This window comes from Kitasatospora sp. NPDC048662 (assembly GCF_055587065.1).
Genome location: NZ_JBVJHA010000002.1, coordinates 520,983 through 539,196 on the forward strand (window position 1 = coordinate 520,983; position 18,214 = coordinate 539,196).

Sequence of the window (18,214 nt, forward strand, 5' to 3'; positions counted from 1 at the left end):
CCGGAATCGTGGGTCACGGTGCCCGGCCCGCGTCAGCATTCACCGGTCCACCCACCGGGCACGGCACATGCCTCGGCTTCTCCCCATCGTACGGGGAAGCCCGCAATGGAGCAGAAACGGGCAGCCGGTGGAGGTTTGAATCACAACGGCCCGGCGCCCGCTTCCGGTACGAACGGACGGCTGCGGGCTAGAGGGCCAGCTCGAACCAGACGATCTTGCCCTTGGGGGTGCGGCGGCTGCCCCAGCGCTCGGCCAGCAGGGAGACCAGCTGGAGGCCGCGGCCGCCCTCGTCGGTCTCCTGGGCGCGGCGCTGGCGCGGCTGGGCGTAGGCGTCGTCCCAGACCTCGCAGACCATGGTCTTGTCGCGCAGCAGGCGCAGCCGGATCTCGCCGCGGCCGTGCCGCAGGGCGTTGGTGACCAGTTCGCTGACCAGCAGTTCGGAGGTGTCGACGAGTTCGTCGAGGCCGCGTTCCAGCAGCCAGCCGCAGGCGGCCTCGCGGGCCCGGGCGACCGAGGTCGGCTCGGGCGGCAGCCGCCAGTCGCCGACCGAGCCCTTGGGCAGGCCCTTGACCTTGGCCATCAGCAGGGCGATGTCGTCCTCGCCGTGGTGCGGGTTGAGCTCGTCCAGCACTTGGTCGCAGAGCTCCTCCAGCTGGTCGGAGCCGTTGGTGAGGGCGGTACGGAAGGCCTTCAGGCCCTCGTCCAGCTGGTGCTTGCGGGACTCCACCAGGCCGTCGGTGTACAGGCCGAGGACGGCGCCCTCGGGCAGGTCGACGGTGACCTCCTCGAACGGTTCGCCGCCGACGCCGAGCGGCAGGCCGGGCGGCACGTCGAGCATCCGGGCGCGTTCGCCGGGGGCGAGCAGCACCGGCGGGAGGTGGCCGGCGTTGGCGAAGGTGCAGCGCTGCTTGACCGCGTCGTACACGGCGTACACGCAGGTGGCGAGGTAGACCTCGGCGCCGGCCCGGTCCGGTTCGGCGTCGTCGTTGCCGAGGCCGCGGGCGATCTCGTCGAGGGCGGAGAGCACCTCTTCCGGGTCCAGGTCGAGCATCGCGAGGGTGCGCACGGCGGTGCGCAGCTGGCCCATCGCGACGGCGGCGCGCAGGCCGCGGCCCATCACGTCGCCGATCACCAGGGCGGTGCGGCTGCCGGGCAGCGGGATGACGTCGAACCAGTCGCCGCCGACCTCGGTGTTGTTGTTGCTGGGCAGGTAGCGGCGGGCGATCTCCAGGCCGGACGCGGCCGGGTTGCCCGGGGGCAGCAGGCTGCGCTGCAGGATCAGCGCGCGCTCGTGCTCGCGGCGGTACAGGCGGGCGTTGTCGACGCAGACGGCGGCGCGGGCGACCAGTTCCTCGGCGATCGCGACCTCGCGGGCGTCGAACGGCTCGCTGCCGATCGCCCGGGACAGCTGCACCAGGCCGAGCACCTGGTCGCGGGCGACCAGCGGCACCACCAGGGTGGAGCGCAGCAGCGGGTCGGGCCCGGGCTGCGGGACGACGCTGCGGCCGGTGCGCAGCGCGCGGGCGTGCGGGGAGCGCGGCGGGTAGCAGAGCGTGCCGCCGGCCTCGGCGACCCGGACGCCGCCGCGCTCGCTGCCGAGCACCGACGGGGCGTTGCCGACCACGCTGGAGACCGCGACCCGGCGCAGTTCGCCGTTCTCCGGGTTGGCGGTGAGCGAGGAGTCGCCGGTGAGCAGCGCGGTGTACAGGTCGACGGTGGCGACGTCGCAGAACTGCGGGACGATCACGTCGAGCAGTTCCTTGGCGGTGGTCTCCAGGTCGAGGGTGGAGCCGATGTGGGTGGACGCCTCGTTGAGCAGGGCGAGGCTGCGGCGCACGCCGGCGGCCTCGCGTTCGGCGATGTGCCGGCTGGTGACGTCCTGGACCTGCCCGGCGACGCCGATCGGACGTCCGCCGGCGGCGGTGAGGCGGTACAGCGAGACCGCCCAGGTGCGTTCGTCGTCGCGGCCGGCCGGGCGGCCGGGGCGGGCGGGGCCGGACAGCCGCAGGTCGAGGACGGGATCCTGGCCGGTGAGGACCTTGCGCAGGGCGAGCAGCAGCCGGTCCGCGTCGGAGGGGCGGAACACGTCGCCTGGGGCGAGGCCCTGCAGGGCAGCGGGGCTGCGGCCGACGCCGGTGGCGAAGGCGGCGTTGACGCGCTGCAGCTTCAGGTCGGTGTCGAACAGGAAGAAGCCGGTGGGGGTCTGGCCGATGACCGCCTCGGAGGCGGCCAGGTCGGTCTCGATGGCGCGCAGCCGGCCGAGGTCGACGGCCAGGCAGGTGGCCGAGCCGTCGGCGCTGTCGGGCATCGCGTAGACCTCGGCGAGGCTCTCCGCGCCGGACAGGTCCCGGTAGGGGGCGGTGCCGACCCATTCCTCGCCGGACAGGATGCGCTCCAGCCGGGCCCGGCCGCGCTGCCACAGTTCGCGCGGGACGAACGCGGTGATCGGGTCCGCGCCGACCGCCTCGGCGGCGGGCACGCCGAAGAACTGGGCGGCCCGGTCGCTCCACTGCGCGATCCGCCCGTCGGGGCCGATCGCGAAGGTGGCGACCCGGATGTAGTCGTAGATGGTGCCCGACGAGGCCTGTTCCCAGCCGTCCGGGAGCGTGGCGGGCACCGTGGGGGCACCCGGCTGCTCCGGCAGTGCGGCTCGGCCGCTGCTGCCGTGCGTCGTGTTCCGTGCCGGGAAGCTGTTCAACGGACCGACCCCTCCAACCCGCGCGCCCATCCGGTGTCGAGACGACCGAGTATTTCGATGTCCGAGTATTCATCATCCGGGCGTGGGCGCACACGCCCTTCAACGTCACAACATCGACTCGGGTGGTTGAACGTCCGAGTCTGCCAGTTCGAACCAGACGACCTTGCCCAGCCCCTCCGCCCTGGTGCCCCAGCGCAGGGCGAGCCGGCGGACCAGTTCGAGGCCGCGCCCGCCCTCGTCGCCGGCGCTCGCGTGCCGTTCCCGGGGCGGGTCGGGCAGCGGGTCGGAGATCTCCACCAGCAGCAGCTCGCCGAGGGTGAGGCGGACCCCGATCGGGGCGCTGGCGTACCGGACGGCGTTCGTGACCAGTTCGCTGACCAGCAGTTCGGCGGTGTCGGTGAGGGCTTCGACGCCCCAGTCGGCGAGCGTGTGGCGCACCAGCCGGCGGGCCCGGGAGACCGCGGTCGGCTCGGCCGGCAGTGTCCAGCCGGCGGTGGGGGCGTCGTCCCGTTCCCGGCCCAGCCGGGCCAGCAGCAGCGCCACGTCGTCGGGCTCGCGGCCCTGCTCCATGGTGTCGAGGACGGCCTCGCACGCCTGCTGGATCGAGGCGTACGGCTGTTCGAGCACGCTGATCAACCTCCCGAGTCCCACGTCCAGATCCTTGTCCCGGGACTCCACCAGCCCGTCCGTGCACAGGGCGAGCAGGCTGCCGTCGGGGATCTCCATCTCGATGGACTCGAACGGCACCCCGCCGACGCCGAGCGGCGCACCGGAGGGCAGGTCGAGCACCTGGCCGGCGCCGCCGGGCAGCGGGCCGCCGGAGCGGGCCGGCTCGGCGTCGGCGCCGGGCACCACCAGGACCGGCGGGATGTGGCCGGCCTTGGTGACGGTCAGGTTGCGCCGCGCGGGGTCGAACACCGCGTAGACGCAGGTGGCGAGCAGGGCCTCGTCGGGGCCCTGGGCGAGGTCGTCGGCGAGCTCGTGGACGTGCCGCAGGACCACCTCGGGCGCCAGGTCGAGGGCGGCCAGCACCCGCACCGCGGTGCGCAGCCGGCCCATCGTGGCGGCGGCCCGCAGGCCGTGGCCCATCACGTCGCCGACCACCAGCGCGGTGCGGTCGCCGGGCAGCGGGATGACGTCGAACCAGTCGCCGCCGACCTCGGTGCCGCTGGAGCCGGGCACGTACCGGTAGGCCACCTCGACGCCGGCCGGCTGCGGCACCTGCTGGGGCAGCAGGGTGCGCTGCAGGGTGAGCGCGGCCGTCCGCTCGCGGGCGTACAGGCGGGCGTTGTCCAGCGAGCTGCCGGCCCGGTCGGCGAGTTCGACGGTGAAGGCCAGGTCGTCGCGGTCGAAGCCCTCGCGGTAGCCGGCCCGGCTGACCACCAGCAGGCCGATCACGATGCCGCGGGCCCGCAGCGGCACCACCAGGCGGGAGTGGATGCCGAGGTCGCGGGCGGCCTCCACCTTGGGGTCGCCGGGGAAGGACAGCGCCTCCAGTTCGGCGCCGGTGAGCAGTTCGGGGACGCCGCGGCGCAGCACCCGGCCGAACACCGAGTCGTCCTCGAAGGTGATCCGGGCGCTGTGCCGGAGCATGGTCTCCACCGCCGGGCCGTCCTGGACGCCGGCCACGCCGAGCTGGAGCAGCGAGGTGCGCCGGTCGTGGCCGTGCCGGGGCAGGTCGTCACCGTGCGCGACGGCCTGCAGCAGGATCACCGCGGCGTAGTCGGCCAGCCGCGGGACCACCGCGCCGGCCAGTTCCTGGGCGATCATCGAGGCGTTCAGCAGGTCGCCGACCCGGGAGCCGAACTCGTTGAGCAGCGACAGCCGCCGCCGGGCGCCCTCCACCTTGGCCACTGCCCGGTAGCGCTCGGTGACGTCCATCGCGGTGCCGGAGATGCCGAGCACCCGGCCGGCCCGGTCGGTCATCCGGCTGAACGAGATCGACCGGTAGCCGCCCCGGCCGCTGTTCGGCGCGGCCAGCGTGACGTCGATGACGGGCTCGCCGGTGGCCAGCACCTGGCGCTGCAGCGCGGTGATCTCGTCGGTGGAGCGCTCCGGCAGGGTCTCGCCGGCGGTGCGGCCGATGTGTGCCTCGGCGGGCAGGCCGTTCATCTCGGCCAGCGTGCGGTTGACGGCGGTGTAGCGCAGGTCGGTGTCCAGCACGGCGATGCCCAGCGGGGACTGTTCGAACAGCGCGTCGCGGACCGCGAGGTCGCGTTCGACGGCGCGCAGCGCGGCGGCCTCGGTGAGCGCGGCCTGCACGTACGGGGCGCCGTCGCCGTCCACCAGCAGCGACAGCCGGACCTCCACCTCGACCGGCACGCCGTCGCGGTCGCTGATGCCGGTGAAGCCGTGCCAGGAGCCGTGGCGAAGCGTCTCCTGGAGGGCGGCCCTGGCCCGCTGCTGGTCCTCCGGGTCGGCGAGCAGTTCCTCGATCGACCGGCCGACCAGTACCTCGCTGGGCCAGCCGAGCATCTCCTCGGCGGTGGGGCTCCACAGCACCACCCGGCCCGCGGTGTCCAGGATGACGATCGCCACCCGCACCACGTCCAGCAGGCTGCCGCCCTCGGTGCGGCGGCTGGGGTGCAGCGTGGTCGGCGCGGTGTCGGGGCGCGCGGCCGGGTGCGGGCCGGGCCCCCCGGGGAACGCCCGGATGGGGCGGCCGCGGGACGATCCGGCGCCCTGGGCCGACGACCCGGGGCCGGCCGGTCCGGCGGACGGCCCGGGGGGCGGCGCCGGCTGGTCGTGGCCGGGGTGGCGGCGCAGACGGGCCCGGGCGGCCGCTCCGCCGGACCGGCCGGTGCCCTTGGGCCGCGCGGAGCCGCTCGGCCGCCGCGGCCCGCGCGGGGGCAGGCCCGACGCCTCGGGCTCTTCCCCGCCGTCACCCGGCTTCGCCACCTACGGGGCCTCCGGCCGTCGCTGGAACACGCTGCCGACGGGCCGCCGGGGCGTGGGCCGTCGCCACGTCGCGCCGTGCGCGGCTCACTGATCGTGACGAATCAAGCCGAACACTGCCATACCCAGGGAAACGCCCAGCTATCCCGGCATACGGGTCGTCTGTCCGATTGGCGTACAGAACGGGCATTTCCTTGCGCGGCCGGGATCTCCCGTGCTCAGTGCAGGTGGCCGTCGCGGTGCAGGTCGTCGAAGAGCAACTGGTCGACCGGGGGGACGCGGTCGCGGTCGGCATAGCCGAACCACTCGACGTCCTCGATCTCGCTGCTGGCGGCGAGGGTGCCGGTGTACTCGGCGCGGTAGCAGGCCATCCGGACGGTGGGGCCGCCCGGATGGGCGTCGGCCTCGTAGGTACCGGCGTGGGTGACGGTGTCGGGGCGGATGGCGACGGTGAGTTCCTCGGCGACCTCGCGGGTCAGCGTCTGCAGGTCGGTCTCGTCTCCCTCGCGCTTGCCGCCGGGGATGTAGAAGACGTCCTTGCCGCGGGGGCGCGCGCAGAGGATCCGGCCGCCCTCCAGCCGGACCCACGCCACCGTGTCGATCAGCTCTGCCATTGCCGCCCTTGCCGCTCGTACCGCTCGTCGGCTCCCGACCCTATGTCAGGGGCGGGGCGGCGGCGGTGGCGAGGTGCTGATTCTTCAGGTCGGGGCGGTCGGTGACCTCGGCTCCGAACCAGGGCGGCGGGGTGAAGGCGGCGGCGTCCTGCTGGTCGGTGAACTCGACCTCGACGGTGCGCAGTCCGGCCAGCCGGCCGTGGAAGGTGTCGACCACGGCCTCGTACCGGCCGAGCTGCACCAGCCGGCGGGTCTTGGCGACCCGGGCCTGCTCGGTGGCGGGCCACAGTGCCTCGAACTGCTCGGCGGTGAGCGGGGTCTCCCACTCGCCGCGGACCAGTCCGGTGCCGCGCTTGACCGTCAGCGAGCACGCCCCGCCCTGGTCGCGGACCCGGGCCTCGGCCCCCTCCGGGCCGATCACCAGGTACCCCTGCCGGACTTCGAACTCCCGCCCCTCGGGGACGGTTTCACCGTCCGGGACCAGGAACTTGCGCTCGATCTCCACCGCCATCTGAGGTCCTCCTCGCTCGGCATTCCCGCTCCCCCGCCTGCCGCCACGCTACGCGCCCGCGAGCGATCCGAACCGGACCTACGGGGCGCGGTCCTCCTCGGCTTCGACCCAGTAGAGCTGCTTGTGGCCGCGGGCCTCGAACTCGGCGGCCAGGGCCTCGGCGGCGGGGCGGGTGAGTCCGCGGGCGAGCAGGAAGCGATTGCCGTTGTCGTCCTGCCGCATGACGCGGTGCATGGCGGGCGTGCGATCCGGGTTCCCCATGGCGTCACACGGTAGCGGTCCGGCCCGATGGGGGGCGGGCCGGACCGGGCCGATGGGGCCAACTAGCTTACGCGCACGAGGAGTTCGCCGTGCAGAACGGCGAACCAGGCATCCGGGCGGTCGGCCCAGCGAAGCCAGCCGGCGGCGATCCGGTCCAGGTCGGCGGCGGTGGCGAGGCCCTCGGCCAGGGCGGTGGCGGCGGTGTTGGAGTGCACCGTCCGCTCGGCCCAGCTCTCCGACCACCAGGCACGTTCGGCCCCGGTGGCGTACGTCCAGGTGCTGGAGGACGGCCGGACGTCGGTCAGCCCGGCGGCGTGCGCCCAGGACAGCAGGCGGCGACCGGCGTCGGGTTCGCCGCCACTGGCCCGGGCGGTCTTTCGGTAGAGCGCCAACCAGTCGTCCAGTTCGGGCAGTTGGGGGTACCAGGCCATCGCGGCGTAGTCGGCGTCGCGCACCGCGATCACCCCGCCGGGGGCGGCGACCCGGCGCATCTCGCGCAGCGCGGCGACCGGGTCGGCGAGGTGCTGGAGCACCTGGTGGGCGTGCACCACGTCGAACGAGGCGTCGGCGTACGGGAGCCGGTACACGTCGGCGACCTCGAAGGTCAGCTGCTCCAGGCCGCGTTCGGCGGCCGACGCGGCGGCCTGGGCGAGCACCTCGGCGGACGGGTCGATGCCGATCACCCGGCCGGTCGGGCCGAGCCGGGCGGCGAGGTCGGCGGTGATCGTGCCGGGCCCGCAGCCGACGTCCAACAGCCGCTGCCCGGGCCGCAGTTCGGGCAGCAGGTAGGCCGCGGAGTTGGCGGCGGTGCGGGTGCGGTGCGAGCGCAGGACGGCGGCGTGGTGCCCGTGGGTGTAGCCGGCCACGTTGGTTCCCCTCTCCTCGAAGGCGCCTCCCAGGATAGGAAAATGTTCCATGGGCCGGACAATCTCGTCTCGCACTACGAGACGACTGCGAAATCTCCTCGCCCGCCGGGCCGGGCCGGGCGCAGAATCACCGGTATGGGAAAGACCTACGAACGCATCGACGACCGGCTGCGCGCGTTCATCGACAGGCAGCCCGTGTTCTTCGTGGCCACCGCCCCGCTCTCCGGCGACGGACACGTCAACCTCTCCCCCAAGGGCCGCGCCGGCACCCTCGCCGTCCTCAACGAACTCACCCTCGCCTACCTGGACTTCGGCGGTTCGCACGCCGAAACCATCGCCCACCTGCGGGAGAACGGCCGGATCACGCTGATGTGGTGCGCCTTCGACGGTCCGCCGACGGTGCTGCGGGTGCACGGCCGGGGCGAGCCGGTGTTCCGGGACGACCCGCGGTTCGCCAAGTTGCTCGGGCACTTCGACCCGTCCGCGGACGGCGTCGGGCTGCGCGCGATCGTCCTGGTGCGGGCGGAGCTGGTGAGCGACTCCTGCGGGTACGCCGTCCCGTTCATGGACTACCGCTCCGAACGAGGCCTGCACGAGCAGTACTTCACCCGCAAGGGCGAGGAGAACTTCAGCGCCTACTGCGAGGGCAAGGACCACGTCGCCGTCAGCATCGACGGCCTGCCCGCGCTGCCGCTCCCGCTGCCGCCGCGCCCCGCCGGCTGAAGCGTCGCGGGCCGTACCGTCGCGGCCCGTACCGTCGCGGCCCGTACCGTGGGGGGCGCCGTCCCGTACTGAAGGAGTCCCCCATGACCACCTCCGACCAGGAGTGGCTGCGCCGCGCGATCGAGCTGTCCCGGCGCTGCCCGCCGTCCCGCACGGCGTTCTCGGTGGGCGCGGTGATCGTCGGAGCGGACGGCGAGGTGCTGGCCGAGGGCTTCAGCCGAGAGGTCGACGCGGTGAACCACGCCGAGGAGGCCGCGCTCGGCAAGCTCGCGCCCGGCGATCCGCGACTGCGCACCGCCACCATGTACAGCACCTTGGAGCCGTGCGGGCAGCGGGCCTCCCGGCCGCACCCGTGCGCCGAGTTGATCGTCGCAGCCGGGGTGCCGCGGGTGGTGGTGGCCTGGCTGGAGCCCGCGCTGTTCGTCTCCGAGGGCCGGGGCAGCGCCGTGCTCGCCGGGGCGGGCATCGAGGTGGTGGAGCTGCCGGAGCTGGCCGAGGAGGCCCGGGCGGTCAACGCGCACCTGCTGGGGTGAGCCCGGCAGCCCTCGGCGCTAGTTTTGTAGGATTGCGGAACAAACACTCGCCCGAGGCCCCCGAGGAGCCCCGATGCCCGTCCTCACCCCGCCGGTCCGGGCCGTCCTGCTCGACATGGACGGCACCCTGGTCAACTCCGACGCCGTGGTCGAACGCTGCTGGCGCCGCTGGGCGGAACGGAACGGGCTCGACGCGGACGAGGCGATGAAGACCGTCCACGGCCGGCAGGGCCACCTGACCATGGCGCTGCTGCTGCCCGACCGCCCGATGGAACAGAACCTCGCGGAGAACCGGCAGATGCTCGCCGAGGAGACCGCCGACACCGACGGCGTGGTCGAAGTCCCGGGCGCCCGACGGCTGCTGGAGTCGCTGGCCGGACTGCCGCACGCCCTGGTCACCTCCGCCGACGACCGCCTCGCCCGGGTCCGGATGGCCGCCGCCGGCGTCCCGCTGCCACCGCTGATGATCACCGCCGAACATGTCGGCGCCAGCAAGCCCGACCCCGAAGGCTTCCTGAAGGCCGCCGCCGAACTCGGCGTCGCCCCCGCCGAATGCCTCGTCCTGGAAGACTCCGAGGCCGGCATCACCGCCGCCCGCGCCGCCGGCATGCCCGTCCTCGGCATCGGCCCCCGCGCCGCCGCCCACCGGCCTGACCACTGGGTGGACGACCTCACCGGCGTCACCATCACAGCCGCCCCGACCGGCGGCGAACTGGTCGTACGACTGCCCTGACAAGCGCTCGGGCGCTGGGCGGGCTGGCCGGGCGGCCGTCTTTGACGGGCACTCAGGCGCTGGGCGGCCTGGCCGGGCGGCCGTTCAGACGTCGGCGGACTGTCGCGGGGCTGCTCTGGCGGACGCTCGGGCATCGGCAAGGAACGCGGCAACCACTTGGACGCGGCACTCCGGGTGGCCGCTCAGCCAGGTGCCGAGCATGTGGTCGACGGGCTGGCCGTGCGACCTCCCTGGCGGCCGTTCAGGCGGCGGCCCGCCGGCAGTACGGCCTCCCTGACGCCCAACCAGGCAGCGGCGGGCCGACCATGTGTCCTCCCCTGCGACCGTCCAGGCGTCGGCGGGGCGGACCGGCCGTACGGCTGGGCGCGACGGCCGTTCAGGCGTCGGCAAGGGACGCGGTGGCCACCTGGGCGCGGTGCTCCGGTGGTCGCTCAGGCCTGTGCCGACCCGCTCGGTGGCGGATTGGCCGACCGAGCGGCTGCCCCGACGGCCGTTCAGGCCCCGGCGGCGGGATGGCCGTGCGGCTGCCCCAACAGCCCTTCAGGCGTCGCCGAGAAGCGCGGCAGCCACCTGGGCGCGGTGCTCCGGGTGGCCGCTCAGCCAGGTGCCGAGCATGTGATCGGCGCCCGGCAGGACGAGCCGGGTGTACGCGGCACGGGTGCGCAGGGCGGCGTCCAGAGCGTCGGTCACCTCGGCCGGGATCACCTCGTCCGTCTCGGGCACTACCAGCACCGCCCGGCCGTCGAACGCCGCGAAGGTCTCGAACGCCGTGCTGCTGCGCCAACTGCCCGGGCTGCGCAAGGTGGCCGTGAACTCCGGTGCGGCAAACGGGAGTTCCCGCACGTCGCGGGCGTACGCGGCCGGGGCCCCGAGGGCGATCGCCCGCACCCGGTCGCCGATGTCGGGCTCACCCAGCAGGTCGGCGACGGTCTGGCCGCTCATCGAGAACCCGACCAGCAGCAGCGGCCCGTCCGGCGCGTGGCGCTCCAGCACCGCACGGGCCTGCCGCGCGCGGCGGGCCAGCGAGAGCTGCCCGAGCTCGCCGGTGCTCTCGCCGTGCCCCGCGAAGTCGAACACCACCGAGCGACAGCCCGCAGCCGCCAACTCCCGGGCCAGCGGCAGGCATCGATGCCTGCCGCTGTTCCCCGCGCCGTGCATCAGCAGCGCCGTACCGGGGCGGGCCGGGACGGCGGGTTCGACCACGGTGCAGGCCAGGCGTTCGCCGTCCGCCGCCAGCGTGGGTGTACCGGCCGTCGTCATTCGGGGATCGCCAGGCAGAACGGGTGCCCGTCCGGGTCGAGCAGCGTCACCCAGTGGTCACCGCCCGCCTGGTGCTCCGGCTTCGTCGCGCCCGCCGCCAGCAGTTCGGCCACCGCCGGCGCCAACTCGGGCACGGTGAAGTCGAGATGGGCACGGGCCCCGTCGGAGGGCCAGGCCGGCGGCCGGAACCCGCCGACCCGCTGAAAGCCGATCCGCACCGGGCCGTCCCCGATGAACACGTACGCCTCGCTGCGGTACGTCACCTCCCAGCCCGTCAACAGGCGGTAGAACGCCGCCAGTCGCTCCGGGTCCGGGCAGTCCAGCACCGTCGAACTCAGCGCCCCGACCGCCCGGCGCTCTGCCATCTGCTCTTCCGTCACCGGCCCAGCGTGTCACGCGCCACCGACAGCGGCTTCCCGACACGACAGGCGTCGGACGACCGACGCGGCGAGGGACGGCCGGCCCCACCGCAAGCGGCGGATGCTCTGCCTGGCACCTCCCCAGGGGCAGCAAGTCCCCGGCGCGGCACGTGCGGCGCAGCAGGCGGGCGGGAGACCGCAGGCAGCCTGCACCGCCGAACCCGACAATTGCCGCACTGCCACTGCCCCGACACGTCACCGCCGCGGACGCCGACTCCCAACACTGCGAGTGCGGCGCAGCGACCAGGGCGGACGGAGGCCCCAGGCAACGACCTGACACCTGCCACCCGACGCGTCCCCCACCCGCGACAGCAACTCCCGACACTGCGAGTGCGGCACCACAACCAGGCCTGGCGGATACCCGGGCGACGACCTGCCGCACTACCCCCAGCACCTCCACCATCGGCCCGGCACCTCACCTGCCCGAGCAACGACTCCCCAATCACCGCAAGCACGCCAAGGGCAGCCGACCTCACCGAGCCCCGCAACCCGACACCTACCGCACTGCCGCATCACCCCGGCGCGTCACCCACCCGCGGCAGCAACTCCCTTGCCCGGCCGGTGCCGTGCGGCAGGCAGTGTGGTGGCCGGGAGCAGCCCGATCGTGGCGAGCAAGGCCAGGGCCGGGAGGGCGCCGTGCGGGCCGGCGCCGGAGGCGGTGGCGATGCCCAGGGTGGGGCCGACGTTCATGGCGGTCTGTTTCAGGCCGCCGACCGCGCCCGCGTATCCCGGCGGGGCGTCGCCGACCACGCTGCCGGTGGCCGTCACCATCACCGCGGCGAACCCCGCCCCCAGTAGCGCCGAGGCCATCGCCGTCGCGGTGGGCGCCGCCCCGCCGCCGCCCGGGCCGGCCAGTGCGGCAATTCCCGTCACCAGCAGCAGCGTTCCGCCGAGCGCGGTGCGACGCGGGCCGTACCGGCGCAGCGCCCGTTCGGCGGCGGGGGCGCCCAGGACCATCAGCGCGGTCAGCGGCAGCATCCGCAGCGCGGTGTCCACCGGGCCGAGGCGCAACGCGTCCTGGAGGCGGAAGGTGGTGCTGAACAGGGTGCCGAACAGTCCGGCGGAGGACGTCAGGAGCAGCGCCAGCGAGCCGATCACCGGCCGCGACCGGGCCACCGGGCGTGGCACCACCGGCGTGGGGGTGCGCCGCTCGTGGCCGAGCAGAGCCGCCAACAGGCCTGCGGTGGCGGCCAGTTCGACGACGGTGCCGGTGGCCGTCCAGCCCCGGTCGGGGATCTCTGCGAGGGCGTGCACCAGGACGGCGAGCGTGGCGGCGAGCAGCGCGGCACCCGCCAGGTCGAGCCGCTGGCGGCCCCGTTCGACCTCGGGTGGCCGCAGTGCGAGCGTCATCGCCGCGATCAGGACGGCGACCGGCACGTTGATCCAGAACACCGCCCGCCAGCCGAACTGCGCCACCAGCGCGCCGCCGAGCAGCGGGCCCGCGCCGGCCGCGAGCGCGATCGCGCCCGTCCGCACCGCGACCGCCCGGCCGAGCCGTTCCGGCGGACAGCACAGTCGCAGCAGCGCGAGCGTCTCGGGCTGCAGCAGCGCCCCGAACGCGCCCTGGGCGACCCGCAGTCCGATCACCCAGCCCACGGTGGGGGCGAGCGCGATCCCGGCCGAGGCCGCGCCGAACCCCAGCACCCCGGCCAGCAGCGTTCCCCGGTGCCCGTACCGGTCGCCGAGCCGGCCGGCCACCACCAGCAGGGCGGCGACCGCGACCAGGTAGCCGGTGCTGGTCCACTGCAACGCGGCCGCGTCCGCGCCGAGTTCGCGTCGCATGCTCGGCTGGGCGATCAGCAGCACGGTGCCGTCCAGCGCCACCAGCATCGCGGCCGTGACGCTCACCGGCAGCGCGAACCGGCTCACCGCGCGCCCAGGTGCGCCGTCAGGACGGCCTCCAGCAGCGCGTCCTCCCGCCCCGCCCCCAGCATCAACTCGACGCTCCCCCACCCCTGCAACTGCGCCAGCCCGTGCAGGTTCGCCCACAGTGCCGCCGCCACCACCGGCGCCCGCTCGCCGTCCCCCGTGCACTCCGCCACCAGCCCGACCATCCCCCCGAACAGCGGACCCGTCGACTCCCGCAGCCTCGGCCCGTCCGCCTCCCGCCCGTCACTGCTCAGCAGGTCGTGACGGAACATCAGCTCGAACATCCCGCGCCGCTCCGCCGCGAACGCCAGGTACTCCCGAGCCACCCCCTCCAAGCGCCCCCGGGCCCCCTCCGCCCGCACCCCCGCGAACCGCCGCCCCAGCTCCTCGAACCCCCGCCGCGCCACCGCCGACAACAAATCCCGATGGGTGGCGAAGTACCGCCGCGGCGCCCCGTGCGACACCCCCGCCCGCCGCGCGATCTCCCGCAATCCCACCGCCCCCGACCCCTCCGCCAGCACCAACTCCACCCCGGCATCCACCAGGCGCTCACGCAGGGACGTCCGCTCATCATCCATAGACACTGTCTACCAGCGGAGCGCAGACAGTGTCTACCCACTACCCTGAGGAGCATGACCTCACTGCCCGACTGGATGCGCCCGCCGCGCGCGGAGGGCTGGTTCGCGGAGGATCTCGACCGCCTCCCCGAGGCGCCTCGGCACACCGAACTCATCGACGGAGCACTCGTCTTCATGATGTCGCCGCAGCGGTGGTGGCACGGCCACCTCGTCACCATGCTCACCGTCGCGCTCATGGGCCAGTGCCCGCAGGGGTTCAAAGTGGGCAGGGAAATGACCATCAGGCTCGACTCCCGCAACCGGCCCGAGCCGGATCTGCTGGTGACCGACGCTCCGATCGACCGCGACCGCACCTGGCTCGCCCCCGAAGAGGTCGCGCTGGCCGTCGAAGTGGTCTCCCCCGAATCCGCCCACCGCGACCGCACCGTCAAGCTCCGCAAGTACGCGGAGGCCGGGATCCCGCATTACTGGCGCATCGAGGACGAGGACGGCCACCCCGCCGTGCACGTCTACGAACTCGACGTCCCGACCCGGACCTACGCCCCGGCCGGCATCTTCCGGGGCACGCTCAAGCGCCCGGTGCCGTTCACGATCGACCTCGACCTCGAACAACTCGTGGCCGGCCTCTGACCGACACGACACAAGGGACCGGCTAGCAGGGCGGTTCCGCGCCGGTCAGGTCCACGTCCTCGAACAGTTCCAGCATCCGGCCGAGCACGCGGACGGTGGTCGCCAGGTCGGCGTCGGTGAGGTCGCCGTCGGCCTGGCGCAGCAGCGCGTGTTCGCGGGCCGTCACGGCCGTGATGGCGGCCTGGCCGGCGTCGGTGAGCCGGATCAGCGAGGAGCGCGCGTGGGCCGGGTTGGGGACGGCCTCGACCAGCCCGGACGCTGCGGCGTCGTTCACCATGCGCTGGACGAACTGTCGGCTGAGCGACTGGGCCCGGCCCATCTGCGGCACCGTCATGGGTCCGTGCTGGCACAGCAGGTCCAGCACGGCGCGCACGCCGACGGAGAGGCCCTGGGCGGCGTCCAGCTCGATCCGGCGCTGGACACGGCGGTACAGCGGGCCGACGAGGGCGAAGACCTCCATGAGGCGCCCCGGCAGCTCTTCGGGGGACAGCGGAACGGACGGGGCGGGGGAATCGGTCACCACACCACTATGACATGACAACCCAGTTGCCATTATTGGGGAGCTGTGACAACTTGGTTGTCATGATTGAGTTCGGGTTCGAGACCTTCCAGTCCTCCGACGGCCTGCTCGCCTACCGCGACGAGGGTCCGCGCCAAGGCGAGACCCTGGTGCTGCTGCACAGCGTGTTCGTTGACCACACCCAGTTCGACAACCTGGTTCCCGGCCTGGTCGCGCTCGGCTACCGGGTCGTTGCGCCGGACGCTCGAGGACACGGCCGGTCGGCGAATGCGAGCGGGCCGTTCCGGAACGCGGACGATCTCGCGGAGCTGCTGCGGCACCTGGGGCTGCGTCAGGTCACGCTGGTGGGTGTGTCGATGGGCGCGATGATCGCGGTCGAAACGGTGATCGAGCACCCCGAGCTGGTGCGGGCCCTGGTGGTCAGCGGTCGCGGGCTCGGCGAGCCGGACCTGACCGACGCCTGGTCCGCCGGGATCGCCGAGCGACAGGGCGCGGCACTGGCGGCCGGCGACCTGTCGGGCTATCTCGACGGTTTCCTCCAGTGGATCGCCGGCCCCGCACGCAGCCTCGACGAGGTCGATCCGGCCATCGTGGCCCAGGTGCGCGAGATGGCGCTGCGCACCCTCATGAAGCACACCCCGGACGAGCCGGACCACCGCGTCCCGGTCGAGGACCTCGCCACGCGCGCCAAGGAGATCACCGTGCCGGTCCTCGCGATCAACGGCGCACTCGACGCCCCCAACCTCCTCGCCACGGCGGACGAGCTGATCCGGGCGGTCCCGAACGGCCGCACCATGCTGCTGCCGGGTGTCGGCCACTACACGACACAGGAGGCCCCGCAGGAGTTCACCCGCGCACTGGTCGACTTCCTCCGGGAGACCGACGCCACCTGAGGCCATCGCCCCGGCCCGGAACCGTCGCGCCGCGCGGAGCAGAACCTTCGAGCCGACCCGACCGGCGCCCAACCAAAAATGCTGCTCGGCCACCGAGCGGGCCGAGCAGCATTCCTGGCGGGACCTCAGACGTTGAAGCGGAATACTCACGACAAGGCTGTGACCTGCAAAGACGCCGATCCCGGCGACCCAAGTCAGCACAGAATCAGCACGGTGACTCGAACCCTCAGCCAGTCATCAGTAGTGGTAGCGGGCGGCCAGAACGATGATTTCCCGGTCCGTCACCAAGTAGACGAGGCGGTGCTCGTCATCGATCCGCCGCGACCAGGCGCCGGGCAAGTGATACTTCAGCGGCTCGGGCTTGCCGATCCCGGTGAAGGGGTCGCGCAGGACGTCCTCGATGAGCTTGTTGATCCGGGCGAGCATCTTGCGGTCATTCTTGAGCCAGGAGGTGTAGTCCTCCCAGCCGGTCTCCTCGAAGACGAGCCTCACGCGGCACCCTTCTCGCCATCCGCCGCGTCAGGGTCGATGAGCTCCCGCTCGGAAAGCCCTATGCCGCCAAGGGCGTTCTCGTACGCCTTGAGCAAGCGGCGGGCGTTCACCGGCGAGCGCAGCAGGTAGGAGCCTTCACGCAGAGCGGCATAGTCCTCGGCCGAGACGAGTACGGCATTTCCATGCTTGGAGACGATCTCAATGGCCTCGTGATCGTCATTGACCTTCTTGATCAACGGGAAGAGAGCCTTGCGCGCCTCGCTGGCAGTGATCGACATCGACTGAACTCCCTCCACGGCTGGTACCACATAACGTACCACTCATGCGAGCACGGCGGGCCGAAGAAGTCAGCACCAAGTCAGCACGGAAAAGAAGTCGGGGCCCACCTCAAGGGAGGCGGGCCCCGTACGACCTGCGCATTTGACAGATCAATCTATCTCAAAGTAATCAAACGATCACACGTTGAAGCGGAACTCCACCACGTCGCCGTCGTGCATGACGTAGTCCTTGCCTTCGATGCGGGCCTTGCCCTTGGCGCGGGCTTCGGCGATGGAGCCGGTGGCGACGAGGTCCTCGAAGGAGGTGACCTCGGCCTTGATGAAGCCCTTCTGGAAGTCGGTGTGGATGACGCCGGCGGCTTCGGGGGCGGTGGCGCCCTGCCTGATGGTCCAGGCGCGGGCTTCCTTGGGACCGGCGGTGAGGTAGGTCTGGAGGCCGAGGGTGGCGAAGCCGACGCGGGCGAGGGTGGCGAGACCGGGCTCGTCCTGGCCCATGGACTGGAGGAGTTCGAGGGCCTCGTCGTCGTCGAGTTCGATGAGCTCGGACTCGATCTTGGCGTTGAGGAAGATGGCCTCGGCGGGGGCGACCAGGGCGCGCTGGGCACTCTTGAAGTCCTCGTCGGAGAGGGCGTCCTCGTCGACGTTGAAGACGTAGAGGAACGGCTTCGCGGTCATCAGGTGGAGGTCGCGGACGAGGGTGGTGTCGAAGCCGGCCTCGAAGAGGGTCTTGCCGGTCTCCAGGATCGCCTGGGCGGCCTCGGCGGCGGCGAGGACGGGGGCGGTGTCCTTCTTGAGCCGGGCTTCCTTCTGGAGCCGGGGCAGCGCCTTCTCGATGGTCTGCAGGTCCGCGAGGATCAGCTCGGTGTGGATGGTGTCGATGTCGTCCTTGGGCGACACCTTGCCATCGACGTGGACCACATCGGGGTCGGTGAAGGCACGGACGACCTGGCAGATCGCATTGGCCTCGCGGATGTTGGCGAGGAACTTGTTGCCCAGTCCTTCGCCCTCGCTGGCACCGCGGACAATGCCGGCGATGTCCACGAAGTCGACGGTGGCGGGCAGGATGCGCTGCGAGCCGAAGATCTCGGCGAGCTTGTCCAGCCGCGGGTCCGGGACGCCGACGACGCCCACGTTGGGCTCGATGGTGGCGAACGGGTAGTTGGCCGCCAGCACGTCGTTCTTGGTCAGGGCGTTGAACAGGGTCGACTTGCCGACGTTCGGCAGGCCGACGATTCCGATCGTGAGCGACATGGAGAGTGGTGTCCCGTGGCTTGGAGGGCGTCGAGGTGGCCCGTGCGGGCCGATCCCCCAGTCTACGGGGCGTGCGAGGGCCCGAAGCAGCGTGGTGGGGCGTGCACCGGCCGGACACGGACCAATTGCTCGGGAGCCATTACACAGGGTGTCGATGATCGGACCGTACGTTGGTCGGGTGGAGCAGAGC

The 18,214-nt window shown here is 72.9% G+C and carries 19 protein-coding genes; 5 read left to right on the forward strand and 14 right to left on the reverse strand.

The features are described from left to right. Positions 1 to 187: 187 nt before the first annotated feature. The 6 genes from ACZ6R9_RS08270 to ACZ6R9_RS08295 form a co-directional block, all read right to left on the reverse strand. Positions 188 to 2,728 carry a SpoIIE family protein phosphatase gene (locus ACZ6R9_RS08270; RefSeq protein WP_380487769.1) on the reverse strand — a complete coding sequence of 847 codons (2,541 nt, stop codon included), beginning with the start codon at positions 2,726 to 2,728 and terminating at the stop codon, positions 188 to 190. A 75-nt stretch (positions 2,729 to 2,803) separates the two neighbouring features. Next, positions 2,804 to 5,596 carry a SpoIIE family protein phosphatase gene (locus tag ACZ6R9_RS08275; protein ID WP_465537199.1) on the reverse strand — a complete coding sequence of 931 codons (2,793 nt, stop codon included), beginning with the start codon at positions 5,594 to 5,596 and terminating at the stop codon, positions 2,804 to 2,806. Positions 5,597 to 5,811: 215 nt separating this feature from the next. Further along, positions 5,812 to 6,207, reverse strand: coding sequence for an NUDIX hydrolase (locus ACZ6R9_RS08280; protein ID WP_380487765.1), 396 nt, complete (start codon positions 6,205 to 6,207; stop codon positions 5,812 to 5,814). A gap of 40 nt (positions 6,208 to 6,247) precedes the next feature. Next, positions 6,248 to 6,718 carry a CYTH domain-containing protein gene (locus ACZ6R9_RS08285; RefSeq protein ID WP_465537201.1) on the reverse strand — a complete coding sequence of 157 codons (471 nt, stop codon included), beginning with the start codon at positions 6,716 to 6,718 and terminating at the stop codon, positions 6,248 to 6,250. A gap of 78 nt (positions 6,719 to 6,796) precedes the next feature. Next, positions 6,797 to 6,979 carry a hypothetical protein gene (locus ACZ6R9_RS08290; protein ID WP_380487762.1) on the reverse strand — a complete coding sequence of 61 codons (183 nt, stop codon included), beginning with the start codon at positions 6,977 to 6,979 and terminating at the stop codon, positions 6,797 to 6,799. A 62-nt stretch (positions 6,980 to 7,041) separates the two neighbouring features. Continuing rightward, complete coding sequence (locus ACZ6R9_RS08295) at positions 7,042 to 7,896, reverse strand: methyltransferase domain-containing protein (protein ID WP_465537203.1); 855 nt, start codon at positions 7,894 to 7,896, stop codon at positions 7,042 to 7,044. A gap of 84 nt (positions 7,897 to 7,980) precedes the next feature. On the opposite strand from ACZ6R9_RS08295, the gene ACZ6R9_RS08300 reads away from it, so the two are divergent. The 3 genes from ACZ6R9_RS08300 (at position 7,981) to ACZ6R9_RS08310 (ending at position 9,834) form a co-directional block, all read left to right on the forward strand. Then, the gene (locus tag ACZ6R9_RS08300; RefSeq protein WP_465537205.1) at positions 7,981 to 8,568 is read left to right on the forward strand and encodes a pyridoxamine 5'-phosphate oxidase family protein; all 588 of its coding nucleotides are present in this window, start codon (positions 7,981 to 7,983) and stop codon (positions 8,566 to 8,568) included. 83 nt (positions 8,569 to 8,651) lie between these two features. Beyond that, positions 8,652 to 9,101: a deaminase gene (locus ACZ6R9_RS08305; protein WP_465537207.1), complete on the forward strand. Its 450-nt coding sequence runs from the start codon at positions 8,652 to 8,654 to the stop codon at positions 9,099 to 9,101. 73 nt (positions 9,102 to 9,174) lie between these two features. Then, entirely contained in the window at positions 9,175 to 9,834 is a 660-nt protein-coding gene (locus tag ACZ6R9_RS08310) for an HAD-IA family hydrolase (protein ID WP_465537209.1), read from the forward strand. Positions 9,835 to 10,374: 540 nt separating this feature from the next. Here the strand turns inward: ACZ6R9_RS08310 and ACZ6R9_RS08315 are convergent. From ACZ6R9_RS08315 to ACZ6R9_RS08330, 4 genes are all read right to left on the reverse strand, one after another. Beyond that, a complete protein-coding gene (locus ACZ6R9_RS08315; protein ID WP_465537211.1) occupies positions 10,375 to 11,094 on the reverse strand; it encodes an alpha/beta hydrolase in 720 nt (239 codons plus the stop codon). Further along, entirely contained in the window at positions 11,091 to 11,474 is a 384-nt protein-coding gene (locus ACZ6R9_RS08320; protein WP_465537213.1) for a VOC family protein, read from the reverse strand. The genes ACZ6R9_RS08315 and ACZ6R9_RS08320 overlap by 4 nt, the downstream gene beginning before the upstream one ends. A 564-nt stretch (positions 11,475 to 12,038) precedes the next feature. Beyond that, on the reverse strand, positions 12,039 to 13,382 hold the full coding sequence (locus tag ACZ6R9_RS08325; RefSeq protein WP_465537214.1) for an MFS transporter: 1,344 nt from the start codon (positions 13,380 to 13,382) through the stop codon (positions 12,039 to 12,041). Further along, positions 13,379 to 13,960, reverse strand: a complete 582-nt coding sequence (locus ACZ6R9_RS08330) for a TetR/AcrR family transcriptional regulator (RefSeq protein WP_380487749.1) — start codon at positions 13,958 to 13,960, stop codon at positions 13,379 to 13,381. Before ACZ6R9_RS08330 ends, ACZ6R9_RS08325 begins: the two co-directional genes overlap by 4 nt. A gap of 54 nt (positions 13,961 to 14,014) precedes the next feature. On the opposite strand from ACZ6R9_RS08330, the gene ACZ6R9_RS08335 reads away from it, so the two are divergent. Then, positions 14,015 to 14,590 carry a Uma2 family endonuclease gene (locus tag ACZ6R9_RS08335; protein WP_380487747.1) on the forward strand — a complete coding sequence of 192 codons (576 nt, stop codon included), beginning with the start codon at positions 14,015 to 14,017 and terminating at the stop codon, positions 14,588 to 14,590. A 22-nt stretch (positions 14,591 to 14,612) separates the two neighbouring features. Here the strand turns inward: ACZ6R9_RS08335 and ACZ6R9_RS08340 are convergent, their stop codons facing one another. Further along, positions 14,613 to 15,050, reverse strand: a complete 438-nt coding sequence (locus tag ACZ6R9_RS08340) for a MarR family winged helix-turn-helix transcriptional regulator (protein ID WP_380487821.1) — start codon at positions 15,048 to 15,050, stop codon at positions 14,613 to 14,615. 122 nt (positions 15,051 to 15,172) lie between these two features. Between ACZ6R9_RS08340 and ACZ6R9_RS08345 the strand changes: the two genes are divergently transcribed. Continuing rightward, on the forward strand, positions 15,173 to 16,003 hold the full coding sequence (locus tag ACZ6R9_RS08345) for an alpha/beta fold hydrolase (protein WP_465537216.1): 831 nt from the start codon (positions 15,173 to 15,175) through the stop codon (positions 16,001 to 16,003). 237 nt (positions 16,004 to 16,240) lie between these two features. On the opposite strand, the gene ACZ6R9_RS08350 is transcribed toward ACZ6R9_RS08345, so the two are convergent. The 3 genes from ACZ6R9_RS08350 to ychF form a co-directional block, all read right to left on the reverse strand. Then, complete coding sequence (locus tag ACZ6R9_RS08350) at positions 16,241 to 16,495, reverse strand: Txe/YoeB family addiction module toxin (protein WP_350631555.1); 255 nt, start codon at positions 16,493 to 16,495, stop codon at positions 16,241 to 16,243. Beyond that, the gene (locus ACZ6R9_RS08355; RefSeq protein ID WP_344325967.1) at positions 16,492 to 16,773 is read right to left on the reverse strand and encodes a type II toxin-antitoxin system Phd/YefM family antitoxin; all 282 of its coding nucleotides are present in this window, start codon (positions 16,771 to 16,773) and stop codon (positions 16,492 to 16,494) included. Before ACZ6R9_RS08355 ends, ACZ6R9_RS08350 begins: the two co-directional genes overlap by 4 nt. A 177-nt stretch (positions 16,774 to 16,950) precedes the next feature. Then, entirely contained in the window at positions 16,951 to 18,024 is a 1,074-nt protein-coding gene (gene ychF / locus ACZ6R9_RS08360) for a redox-regulated ATPase YchF (RefSeq protein ID WP_465537218.1), read from the reverse strand. Positions 18,025 to 18,214 lie beyond the last annotated feature (190 nt).